Here is an 11565-nt window from a genome sequence, read left to right as displayed (position 1 = left end):
TTGGCTGGCGATGATGACGTCAGGTTAATCAGCCATGCGGCAAATGCCAACCCGCTTCGCCGCATGGCTCGTGGAGATCTGCGTCCGGCGTTAGCGCGCTTCCACAGTCACGTGCTGCAATTCATGCACGGCGGCGAGGCGCTGCCGCACCGTCTCTGTGCTCGCTCCGCCGGCAAAGCCGACGATCGCGGCATGCGCACCGGGGCCGACGCGCCAGACGTGGAGGTCGAAGATGCGGGCATCGCCGGGGCGCTCGACCTCATCGCGGATTTCCTGCTCGAGATGCGGATCTGACGTGTCGAGCAACACGGCCGCAGTGTCGCGCAGCAGATTCCACGCCCATGCGGCGATGACGATGCTGCCGACGATACCCATCACAGGATCGAGCCAAATCCAGTCAAGATAGCGGCCGGCTAGCAGCGCGGCGATGGCGAGCACCGAGGTCAGCGCATCGGCCAGCACATGCATGAAGGCGGAGCGCATGTTGTTGTCGCGATGATGTGCGCTGTCGCGATGGTCGTGGTCATGGCCGTGATGATCGTGGCCGTGGTGATGATGTCCGCCGCTCAGCAGAAACGCGCTGGCGATATTCACGATCAAACCGATGACGGCGATCACCGTGGCTTCGCCGAAGGCGACTGTGGACGGATTGAATAGCCGCTGCACGGATTCGACGGCGATGCCGATGGCGATGATCGCCAGCACCAACGCGGAGGCAAAGCCGGCGAGATCGCCGACCTTGCCCGTGCCGAAAGTAAAGCGGCGGTTATGTGCGTTGCGGCGTGCATAGGCATAGGCGCCCGCGGCAATGGCGAGCGCCACGGCATGGGTCGCCATATGGAAGCCGTCAGCCAGCAGCGCCATCGAGTTGAAGACTGTGCCGGCAACGATCTCGCCGACCATCATCAGCGCTGTAAGGACGACCACCCACAGCGTGCGGCGGGTGTTCTCGTCATGATTGTCGTCCAGAAACATGTGCTCGTGGGACAGGTGGTCGATGTCGGCGTGGGTGCGCATGCTGCCGGTCCTTATTTCGCGTAGCGCTGGATAGCGGCGATGAGTTCTTCGGCACCGGCCGCACGGTCGTCGGCGCTGAGACCAGGATGGGCGACATGCTCGCGGACATGGTCCTCGATCAGTTCATCCATCAGCCCGCTGACAGAGCCGCGCACGCCTGCGACCTGATGCAGAATCGTGGCGCAGCCGGCGTCTTCGGTGATGGCCTTCTCAATGGCGGCCATTTGGCCGGCGAGCCGACGGACCCGGGCGAGCAGCTTGGTCTTGTTAGCGGTGAGATGCGACATAGGATAGTCCCCTACCCTATATTTCGTCCGAGCGAAAGTCCCCGCCCGGCGACAAGCCGGGCAAGGGAGTTTGCGGGAGGAAACGTAGGGGATCGATCAGGCGGCCGCGGCCATCACGCGAGGATGGGCGACGTGTTCCTTAAGCACCAGGCCGGAGGCATCGACCTCGGCAAGCGAGACGTCGTAGCTCCAGAGATCGGCGAGATGCTGCAGCACCCGCTTGGCGTCGGCCTCATTCAGCAGGGCGCCATTGAGCACCGAATGCTTCAGCATCAGCCGGCGATCGCCAGCGAGGTCGACGTCCACCACTTCGATATTCGCATCGATCAGGCCGACGTCGTACTGACGCGCCAGCACACGTCGGACGCGGCGATAGCCACGCTCGTCATGGATGGCGTCGACGCGGATGCCTTCCGACACGGCCGGGTCGTCATGCAGGTGGAACATCCGCATGTGGCGCATCAGTCGTGGGCTCAGGAACTGGCTGACGAAGCTCTCGTCGCGGTAGTTCGCCCAGATATCGCGCAGGACCGCCATTGCATCGCCTTTGCCGGCGATATCGGGAAACCACGCGCGGTCTTCGTCGGTCGGATCGGTGACGATTTTTTCGATGTCCTGCATCATTGCGAAGCCGAGCGCATAGGGGTTGAAGCCCGAGAAGCGCCGGTCATCGTAATTCGGCTGGAACACGACATTGGTGTGCGACTGCAGGAATTCCAGGAAGTTGCCGTCCGAGATCTGTCCGGTCTGATGCAGTCGGCTCATGATGCGATAGTGCACGTAAGTGGCCGTGCCTTCGTTCATCACCTTGGTCTGACCTTGCGGGTAGAAATATTGCGAGATGTGCCGGACGATGCGGATGAGTTCGCGCTGCCAGGTCTTCAGGCGCGGTGCGGATTTCTCCAGAAAATACAGCAGGTTTTCCTGCGGCAGGCCGAGCAGAGCGCGTCGTCGCTCCGCGCTGAGCAGTGAGGCACTCTTCGCCCGCCCCGTCGGCACCGTGCGCCACAGATCGTTGAACGAGGTTTCTTCGTGATTGCGGCGCTCTTTGGCGCGTTTTTCCTCGGCCCGCAAATCCAGCGATTTTTTGCCGGGATAGCGATCGACGCCGTGCGACATCAGCGCGTGCGCGGCGTCGAGTGTCTGCTCCACCGCGGCGCGGCCATGCTTTTCCTCGCACTGCGCCACATAGCCCTTGGCAAAATCGAGATAGTCGAGAATGCCGTCGGCGTCGGTCCACTGCTTGAACAAATAATTGTTCTTGAAGAAGTGATTATGGCCGAAAGCGGCGTGGGCGATTACGAGCGTCTGCATCGTCGCCGTGTTTTCCTCCATCAGGTAGGAAATGCACGGCGACGAGTTAATAACGATCTCATAGGCCAAGCCCATCAGGCCCTTGCGATAGGACGCTTCCTGATGGGCGAATTGTTTGCCGAACGACCAGTGCTTGTAATACAGCGGCATGCCTACGGACGAGTAAGCGTCCAGCATCTGCTCCGCGGTGATGACCTCGATCTGGTTCGGGTAGACGTTGAGGCCGAGCTCCTTTTCGGCAATCTCCTCGCAGGCATCGTGGATGCGCTGCAATGTGGTGAAGTCCCAGTCCGCGCCTTCGTAGAGACGGTCTGTCATGGAGCCACCCTCTCTTTGGCCTGGCGACGTTGAAACAGGTCGTGGAACACCGGAAAGATCTCGCTGCGGTCGTTGACCTTGCGCATCGACAGCGGTGCACCTTCCGCGCGCAGCCGCTGATACAGCGTCCACAGTGAGGATTCCGACATTTCGAACGGATGGCTGCCGGATTCGCCCACTTCCAGATAGGCGAAGAACTGCGTCACCGGCAGGATCATGTCCTTGAGCAGGCGGCCGGAGAGATCGCCATCGGCATAAGAGTTGTCGCCGTCCGAGGCCTGTGCGGCATAGATATTCCAGTCGGCGGGGCGATAGCGTGACTGCACGATCTCATGCATGGCCTGCAGTGCGCTGGAAACCAGCGTGCCGCCTGACGCGGGGCCATGGAAGAAGGTCTGCTCGTCGACTTCCTCGGCGCGGTCGGTGTGACGGATGAAGACGATCTCGACCTTGCGATAGCGACGCGTCAGGAAGACGTAGAGCAGCATGTAGAATCGTTTGGCGAGATCCTTCATGTGCTCGGACATCGAGCCGGAGACGTCCATCAGGCAGAACATGACGGCCTGCGCCACCGGCTTCGGCACGTTCTCGAAGCGGCGATAGCGGATGTCGATGGGATCGATGAACGGAATCCGCCGCATCTTGGATTTCAGCCGCGTGATCTCTGCCAGCAATTCGGGGCGGCGCTCGTCACTGCAATGCTCCAGTTCAGCTTCCAACTGTGCAATGGCCTCGGGTCGCGGTCGCTGCAGTGCAACCCGTCGTGCCATGGCCAAGCGCACGGTGCGGCTGACCGAGATGTTGGCAGGCGAGCCGGACGTCGTATATCCGGCGCGGCGCAGGCCTTCGTTTTCGACTTCGGCCAGCTTGCGCTTGGAAAGATCCGGCAGTTCCAGGTCGTCGAGGAAAATGTCGACGAACTCCTCCCGGCTGAGCACAAACCGGAATGCATCCTCGCCGTCGCCTTCACCGGCATCGTTCGATCTGCCGCTCTTCGATTGCGGCCGCTGAAGGTAATCACCTTCCACGAATTTCACGTTGCCGGGCAACACCCGGTCGCGAATGCCGCCTTCGCGATAGAACCGGGGCTCGTTCATCCCGTCGAGCGGGATGGACACTTCACCGCCTTCCAGGACGTCTTTGATGTCGCGGTCCTGGGAGGCTTTCTTGACGGCTCCCTGAACCAGAGCTTTCGCGCGTCGCAAGAACCGCTGGCGGTTCTCAAGACTCTTGCTACTCGGGTTCAGGCGTCTATCGACGATATGCATGGCCACGTTATGTTGGCTCCTTGCGTCAGCCGGCCTGTTTCACGCGCATATACCATTCGACGAGGCGGCGAACCTGGCGCTCGGTGTAGCCGCGAACGATCATCCGCGCGACGAAGTCGTCATGCTTTTTCTCGGTCTCGCCGTCCTTCTTAGATCCGAAGGAGATCACCGGAAGCAGATCTTCAACTTGAGAGAAGATGCGCTTTTCGATGACTTCCCTGATCTTCTCATAACTCGTCCAGGTCGGATTCTTTCCACCGTTCTGTGCTCGCGAGCGAAGCGAGAACTTCACGACTTCGTTGCGGAAGTCCTTGGGGTTGGCGATTCCGGCCGGTTTTTCGATCTTGCTCAGTTCCTGATTGAGCAATTCGCGATCGAGCAATTGTCCGGTGTCAGGATCCTTGAAGTCCTGATCCTCGATCCAGGCATCGGCATAGTCGACGTAGCGATCGAACAGGTTCTGGCCGTAGTCCGAATAGGATTCCAGATAGGCTTTCTGGATTTCGTGACCGATGAACTCCGCATAACGCGGCACCAGCTCGGCCTTGATGAATTCGAGATAACGTTTTTCAACTTCATCAGGCATCTGCTCCCTGCGGATCGCCTGCTCCAGCGTATACATCAGGTGCACGGGATCCGCCCCAATCTCCGACGTGTCGTGATTGTAGGTCGCGGCCAGAACTTTGAACGCGAAGCGCGTCGAGGCACCGTCCATGCCTTCATCAACACCGGCGGCGTCCTTGTATTCCTGAACGCTGCGGGCCTTCGGATCCGACTCTTTCAGGCTTTCGCCGTCATAGACCCGCATCTTGGCGAAGGTCGTCGAGTTCTCGTGCTTGCGCAGCCGCGACATCACGGAGAAGCGTGCCAGGGTTTCCAGCGTCGCCGGTGCGCAAGGTGCGGTGGCAAGTTCGGAGCCCTGAATAAGCTTCTCGTAGATCTTCTGTTCTTCGGTGACGCGCAGGCAGTACGGCACCTTGATGACGCAGATACGATCGATGAAGGCTTCATTGTTCTTGTTGGCCTTGAAACTCTGCCACTCGGACTCGTTGGAGTGGGCGAGAATCACGCCAGTGAACGGAATTGCGCCGATATTTTCGGTGCCGATATAGTTGCCTTCCTGCGTCGCCGTCAGAAGCGGATGCAGCATCTTGATCGGCGCCTTGAACATTTCGACGAATTCAAGCACGCCCTGATTGGCGCGGTTGAGGCCACCGGAATAGCTGTAGGCGTCGGGATCGTTCTGGGCGAAGATTTCGAGCTTGCGGATATCCACCTTGCCGACCAGCGAGGAGATGTCCTGGTTGTTCTCGTCACCGGGTTCGGTCTTGGCGATGGCGATCTGGCGCAATCGCGACGGCTGGATGCGGGCGACACGGAATTGCGAGATGTCGCCGCCGAAAGCTTCGAGCCGCTTGTAGCACCACGGACTCATGAGACCCGTAAGCCGCCGGCGCGGAATGCCATATTTCTCTTCGATCATCGGGCCGAGCGTGTCGGGATCGAACAGGCTGAGCGGGCTTTCATAAACCGGAGAGAGTTCGTCGCCAGCTTTCAGCACATAGATGGGATGGACTTCCATCAAGGCCTTGAGGCGCTCGGCAAGCGATGATTTGCCGCCGCCGACCGGGCCGAGCAGATAGAGAATCTGCTTGCGCTCTTCGAGGCCCTGCGCTGCATGGCGGAAGAAGGCGACGATGCGTTCGATCGTATCTTCCATGCCGTGAAAGCCGGCAAAGGCTGGATAGCTACGGATGGTACGATTCAAAAAAATACGGCCAAGGCGTGGATCCTTGGCCGTGTCTATCATTTGAGGCTCGCCGATCGCCGCCAGTAGGCGTTCCGCCGCGTTCGCATATCGCATCGGGTCCCCTCTGCAGGATTCCAGATACTCGGACATCGACATGTCCGTCTCACTTCGGGCTTCGTAACTTCTAGCGAACGCATTGAACAGAGAATCGTTGTACATGATCCCTCTCTCCTTGCTGGTCGGCCGTCCTGTTGGTCGCGATGCTCCTAAGGTGGTAACGGAACGCGTCTTTCCGATCGCGACTCAACATCAGCACTATAGCCTTCAGGACACATCCAGGTCCGAAATCGCGCAATGCGATCTGAGTGCATCGCGCGACTCATATTCAGGCACTTGCTTATAAGTTAGGCGAGTTTTGCCATGTCTCAAGGGCTAACAAAGCGATTGTGCACGCCTGTGACTCGAACGCCACAAAGTTGCCGTATGTGGGAAGCTTTCGGAATCATGTACCGACGGCGCAGTTTGGATGAGTCGAAACGCGCACAAGAATGCTGGTGAGCGGAGGTTGCGCTCAGTTCCGATCGCTGGGCAGGACAGGCAGCGGAGTCACCTCGATACCTTCATCAATCAGCGACCGTGCTTCATCCGGCGTCGCTTCGCCGTAGATCGGACGATGTTCGATGTCGCCATAATGCATCTTGCGAGCTTCGGTCGGGAAGCTTTCACCGACATTGTCCGCGTTTTTGGTAACGTGATCGCGCAGTTCTTTCAGCTTGGCGCGCAGTTCGGCTTCCTGCGGCGCCATCATCAGCGGGGCTGTGGTCTCGGAACCGGCGTCAGGGGCGGGTGCCGGGCGATTCTTGCTCTTGCCCACGATACGCGGGGCCATAATGGCCTTTTCGACCTTCACCGATCCGCAATTCGGGCAATTCACCAGCTTGCGCTTCACCTGGGAGTCATAGGCGCCGGAACTCTGGAACCAGCTTTCGAAAGCATGGCCCTTCTCGCAGCGCAGGTCGTAACGGATCATGTCGCTTGCCGGACAAGGTGCAGATAGTCTGGGCCCGATTTGGGATCGCTGACGCTGAAACGGCGGCCGTGCTGCAGGGACGGCACGGTCTTGCGCGCTTCCGTCACCTTCGCAGGATCGATTTTGGCCAGAATGAAGCCCGGCTCGATGCCGGTCGCTTCGGCCAGAACCACGCCCCATGGGTCGATAATCAGCGAGTGTCCATAGGTCGCACGCTTGTTCTCATGCACGCCGCCCTGCGCGGCCGCAAAGACGAAGCAGCCGGTCTCGATGGCACGGGCGCGCAGCAGCGTATGCCAATGGGCTTCGCCGGTCTTCTGGGTGAACGCCGAGGGCACGGTGAGGAACGATGCGCCGCTTTCGGCCAATGCGCGATAAAGCGCCGGGAAACGGACGTCGTAGCAGATGGTCAGGCCGATGCGGCCCCATGGGAGATCGGAGATGACGGCGGTCTCGCCCGGCTGATAATTCGCGGATTCGCGATAGCTCTCGCCGTTCGGCAGGTCGATGTCGAACATGTGGATCTTGTCGTAGCTCGCCAGGACATTGCCGTCCGGTCCGATCAGGAACGAGCGATTGGCGGCGCGTTCCGGGTTGGCCAGCACGGCCAGCGACCCGATATGCAGGTAGATCTTCAGCTCCGCGGCGAGCGCGCGATAGGCCTTCAGCGAGAGGTCGTCTTCTTCCGGGCGCAGATGTTCGAACAGCGCTGTGCGGTTGAGCTGCATCATGTTGCTCACTTCCGGCGTGAGCACATAGTCAGCGCCGGCGAGTACGGCTTCGCGGATCAGATGGCGGCCCTGTTCGAGGCTCGGCTCCGGCAGCAGGCCGGTGCGCATCTGCACCATTGCGGCGGTGAAGGTCTGGGGCTCGGACGTCGGAGATGTCTGGCTCATGAGGTGGCCTTCTCGCCTGCGATCATGGCGTCAAATTTGCCTTCGCGGTCCAATGCATAGAGATCGTCACAGCCGCCGATCAGGGTGCCATCGATGAAGATCTGCGGGAAGGTGGCGCCGGGATAGGTACGGTCGAACATTTCCTGGCGCAGCTTCGGATCGGTCGCGGTGTCGAAATGGGTGAATGCAGCTTTCTTGCGCTGGAGCAGCGAGATCGCGGCGCTGCAATAGCCGCAGCCCGGGCGGGTGTAGATTTCAATAGCGGCGGCCATCGGGTGCTCCAGTTGCAGGGAAGTGCCTGATTATATGGGGACCTTGTGGGCCTCCACAACCCGCGCAAAGACCAGCACATCGACCTGGGCCGCCTTGGCGCGCAGCAGCGCCCGTGCGCAGGCGTCCGTCGTGGCACCCGAGGTCAGCACGTCGTCGACCAAAATGACGCGGCGGCCCTGGATTTCAGCCCGGCGTTCAGGCGGGACCTTGAAGGCGCCCTGGACATTGCTGGCGCGCTCGCTGCGCGACAGGCCGATCTGGTGCTCGGTCGGGCGTATTCGCCGCAAGGCGTCGCGGGATATCGCAACGCCGCTCTGCCGGCCGATTGCCCGCGCCAGCGCGCCGGACTGGTTGAAGCGCCGGCTGAAGCCGCGCCGCCAATGCAGCGGCACCGGCACCAGAATATCGGCATCCGCGAGCAATTCCTTCCCCGCACGCGCCATCCAGCGACCCATGATTGGCGCGAGGTCTGTCCGGTCGTGATATTTCAACTGATGCACCAGCGTGCGTGCGACATCGTCATAGCGCACAGCTGCGCGGGCGCGCTGATAGGCCGGCGGATCGGCAATCGCCTGCATCGACAGGATGCCCGGGCCGGGATCGTAGACGAAGGGAATGCCGAGCCGGCTGCAGAATGGCGGCGCGATGAAGGAGAGCTTGCCCCAGCAGGCCGCGCAGACGCCTTCGCCGGCGACGGGTTCCCGGCAGGCGACGCAGAGCGTCGGCAGCGCGATGTCGAGCGCAAGACGGGCGGTTTGCGTCCATGCAGACCGGCAAAGCTTCAGCGCGCCGCGCAATTGCGCGGGGAGGGACCATGACATTGTCGCCTCGGCATCCATGGGTTGAAGGCTAGAGCCCTCCTGCGCCGATCTCAAGCGCGATTGCCAGATCCCTCGTCTTCGGCGTACCAAGCCGCATGGCTCAGACCCCGAATGCTGCACCGATCCTGTTCGACCGCGCTCTGCTGCGGGCGCGGCAGGCGCGTGCGTCGCGGCTGGGCGCCGAGAATTTCCTGCTGGATCGTGTCACCGCCGACATGGATGAGCGATTGCAGGCAGTGCTGCGCCAGTTCGACAATGCCGCTGACGTCGCGACGCCGGGCAACCGTCTGCGCGATGGTGTGGCCGGGCGTGTCGGCCATCTCACACATGCTGACGTGCCCGATGTCGAAAGCGATGGTCTCAATCTCGCGCCGGCGTCGCTCGATCTCGTCATCTCCGCGCTCGGGCTGCACTTCGTTAACGATCTGCCGGGCGTCATGGCGCAGATCCGCCGCGCGCTGAAGCCTGACGGCTTGCTGCTGGGCGCAATGCTTGGCGGCGACACGCTGACCGAGCTGCGGCAATCCTTCGCCGCGGCGGAAGCCGAACGCGAAGGCGGCATCTCGCCGCGCGTCGCACCAATGGCCGATCTGCGCGATGTCGGCGCCTTGCTGCAGCGCGCGGGATTTGCGCTGCCGGTGACCGATGTCGATCGCGTCGTGGTGCGCTACGACAGCGCCTTCGGTCTGATGCAGGATCTGCGCAGGATGGGCGCCACTAACGTGCTGGTCGAGCGCCGCCGGGCGCCGCTGCGCCGCGCGACGTTGCTGCGTATGGCGCAGATCTACAGCGAGCGTTTCGCCGACCCCGACGGCCGCATCCGCGCGACCTTCGACATCATCTGGCTGTCCGGCTGGGCGCCGCATGAGAGCCAGCAGAAGCCGCTGAAGCCGGGCTCGGCGAAAGCAAGTCTCGCCGACGCGGTGAAGGGGCTGAAGCCCTAGAGCAGATCGATCAGATGCGGGATCAGCGGGATATCCGCGGCCGGCATCGGATAGTCGCGCAGCTTGTTGGGGCGTACCCAGGCGAGGTTCTGACCTTCCCTGGAGATCGCGAGGCCTTCCCAGCGCCGGCAGATATAGAGCGGCATCAACAGGTGAAAATCCTCATAGGCATGGCTGGCGAAGGTCAGCGGCGCGAGGCAGGCTTCCTTCACGGTGATCCCGAGTTCTTCATCGAGCTCGCGGATCAGCGCGGCTTCCGGCCGTTCGCCGGGCTCCAGCTTGCCGCCGGGAAATTCCCACAGGCCGGCCAGCGCCTTGCCTTCCGGCCGCTGTGCGATTAGCACGCGGCCGTCGGGGTCGATCAGGGCGCAGGCGACAACAAGGACAAGTTTCACGACCGATAGTCGCCGTTGATGGCGACGTATTCCTTGGTGAGGTCGCAAGTCAGCACGCGGTCGCGGCCCTTGCCGAGGCCGAGGGCGACCTTGATCTGGATCTCCGGGTTCTTCATCGCGTTGGACACTTCGGTCTCGTTATAGGACGGATCGCGGGTGCCTGACTTGGCGACGCGGATGCCATTGAACCAGATCGAGAGCTTGTCTCGATTGGCCGGCTCGCCGGCCTTGCCGACGGCCATCACCACGCGGCCCCAATTGGCGTCTTCGCCGCCCACGGCGGTCTTCACCAGCGGCGAATTGGCGATCGACATCGCGATCTTGCGTGCCGAGGCCTTGGTGGTCGCGCCGTCGACGATGATCTCGATCAGCTTGCGCGCGCCTTCGCCATCGCGTGCGACCTGTTCGGCGAGGTCATTGAGAATGACGTTCAGGGCCTTCACGAAAGGCTTCAGCCTGATGTCGCTGGCCTTGGTGATCTTCGGTGCGCCCTGTGCGGCTGCCGCTCCGGTCGCGAACATCAACAGGGTGTCCGAGGTCGAGGTGTCGCCGTCGATGGTCACGGCGTTGAACGAATCTTCCACGCCGGCCTTCAGCAGTGCCTGCAATGCGGGGGCGCTGATCGGCGCATCCGTGAAGATGAACGACAGCATTGTCGCCATGTCGGGCGCGATCATGCCCGCGCCCTTGGCCATGCCGTTCATGGTGACCTTGGCCTTGCCGAGTTTCACGGTGGCGGTGGCGACCTTCGGGAAGGTGTCGGTGGTCATGATCGCTTTGGCGGCATCCATCCAGCCATCAGGTCCGGCGCTATCGGCCAGCGTGGCGAGAACACCGTCGAACTTGGTGGCGTCGAGCGGCTCGCCGATCACGCCGGTCGAGGCGAGGAAGATCTCGTTCGGCTTGCAGCCGACGGCCTTGGACGCGATGTCGCCGGTGAGTTTGGTCGAGGCCTTGCCGGTCTTGCCGGTGAAGGCATTGGCATTGCCGGAATTGACCACCAGCGCCTGCGCCTTGCCGTTCTTCAGCACCGCGCGGCACCACTCCACGGGAGCCGACGGACACTTCGACTTGGTAAACACGCCGGCTGCCGTCGTGCCCTTGTCCATCACCGCGAGCAGCACGTCGGTGCGGCCCTTGTAGCGGATGCCGGCGGCGGCCGTGGCGAGGCGCACGCCTGCGATGGCGGGCATCTCGGGAACGTCGGTCGGGGCGAGGGGGGAGACGGGGGACGGCTTGGCCATGAGTGCTT

12 protein-coding genes are annotated in these 11565 nt (G+C 61.9%); 1 reads left to right on the top strand and 11 read right to left on the bottom strand.

Going from position 1 to position 11565, the window contains the following annotated elements:
• Window positions 1-90: 90 nt before the first annotated feature.
• The 9 genes from dmeF to SFY93_RS00845 form a co-directional block, all read right to left on the bottom strand.
• Window positions 91-1017 (bottom strand): CDF family Co(II)/Ni(II) efflux transporter DmeF, encoded by a 927-nt coding sequence (dmeF, locus tag SFY93_RS00885; RefSeq protein ID WP_320445722.1) that lies wholly within the window; start codon window positions 1015-1017, stop codon window positions 91-93.
• Window positions 1018-1028: 11 nt separating this feature from the next.
• Window positions 1029-1304 carry a metal/formaldehyde-sensitive transcriptional repressor gene (locus SFY93_RS00880; protein ID WP_320445721.1) on the bottom strand — a complete coding sequence of 92 codons (276 nt, stop codon included), beginning with the start codon at window positions 1302-1304 and terminating at the stop codon, window positions 1029-1031.
• Between the two features lie 96 nt (window positions 1305-1400).
• Window positions 1401-2936 (bottom strand): SpoVR family protein, encoded by a 1536-nt coding sequence (locus SFY93_RS00875; protein WP_320445720.1) that lies wholly within the window; start codon window positions 2934-2936, stop codon window positions 1401-1403.
• Window positions 2933-4204 (bottom strand): YeaH/YhbH family protein, encoded by a 1272-nt coding sequence (locus SFY93_RS00870; protein ID WP_170849644.1) that lies wholly within the window; start codon window positions 4202-4204, stop codon window positions 2933-2935. The genes SFY93_RS00875 and SFY93_RS00870 overlap by 4 nt, the downstream gene beginning before the upstream one ends.
• Before the next feature lie 25 nt (window positions 4205-4229).
• Window positions 4230-6173, bottom strand: a complete 1944-nt coding sequence (locus SFY93_RS00865) for a PrkA family serine protein kinase (protein WP_089267701.1) — start codon at window positions 6171-6173, stop codon at window positions 4230-4232.
• Window positions 6174-6525: 352 nt separating this feature from the next.
• The gene (locus tag SFY93_RS00860; RefSeq protein WP_089267700.1) at window positions 6526-6984 is read right to left on the bottom strand and encodes a DUF1178 family protein; all 459 of its coding nucleotides are present in this window, start codon (window positions 6982-6984) and stop codon (window positions 6526-6528) included.
• A complete protein-coding gene (locus SFY93_RS00855; RefSeq protein WP_320445719.1) occupies window positions 6981-7880 on the bottom strand; it encodes a carbon-nitrogen hydrolase family protein in 900 nt (299 codons plus the stop codon). The genes SFY93_RS00860 and SFY93_RS00855 overlap by 4 nt, the downstream gene beginning before the upstream one ends.
• Window positions 7877-8152 (bottom strand): glutaredoxin 3, encoded by a 276-nt coding sequence (grxC, locus tag SFY93_RS00850; protein WP_068729362.1) that lies wholly within the window; start codon window positions 8150-8152, stop codon window positions 7877-7879. Before grxC ends, SFY93_RS00855 begins: the two co-directional genes overlap by 4 nt.
• A 30-nt stretch (window positions 8153-8182) precedes the next feature.
• Window positions 8183-8992, bottom strand: coding sequence for a ComF family protein (locus tag SFY93_RS00845; protein WP_414717030.1), 810 nt, complete (start codon window positions 8990-8992; stop codon window positions 8183-8185).
• A 77-nt stretch (window positions 8993-9069) separates the two neighbouring features.
• Here SFY93_RS00845 and SFY93_RS00840 point away from each other — a divergent pair, with 77 nt between their 5' ends.
• Complete coding sequence (locus tag SFY93_RS00840; protein ID WP_320445717.1) at window positions 9070-9918, top strand: methyltransferase domain-containing protein; 849 nt, start codon at window positions 9070-9072, stop codon at window positions 9916-9918.
• Here the strand turns inward: SFY93_RS00840 and SFY93_RS00835 are convergent.
• Window positions 9915-10313, bottom strand: coding sequence for a (deoxy)nucleoside triphosphate pyrophosphohydrolase (locus SFY93_RS00835; RefSeq protein WP_120287336.1), 399 nt, complete (start codon window positions 10311-10313; stop codon window positions 9915-9917). The genes SFY93_RS00840 and SFY93_RS00835 overlap by 4 nt on opposite strands.
• Window positions 10310-11557: a bifunctional glutamate N-acetyltransferase/amino-acid acetyltransferase ArgJ gene (argJ, locus tag SFY93_RS00830; RefSeq protein WP_320445716.1), complete on the bottom strand. Its 1248-nt coding sequence runs from the start codon at window positions 11555-11557 to the stop codon at window positions 10310-10312. Before argJ ends, SFY93_RS00835 begins: the two co-directional genes overlap by 4 nt.
• Window positions 11558-11565 lie beyond the last annotated feature (8 nt).

The organism is Tardiphaga sp. 42S5 (assembly GCF_034044155.1).
Lineage (GTDB): Bacteria > Pseudomonadota > Alphaproteobacteria > Rhizobiales > Xanthobacteraceae > Tardiphaga > Tardiphaga robiniae.
Note: the sequence above shows the minus strand (reverse complement) of the source record. Positions and strands in the feature narration are given on the sequence as shown.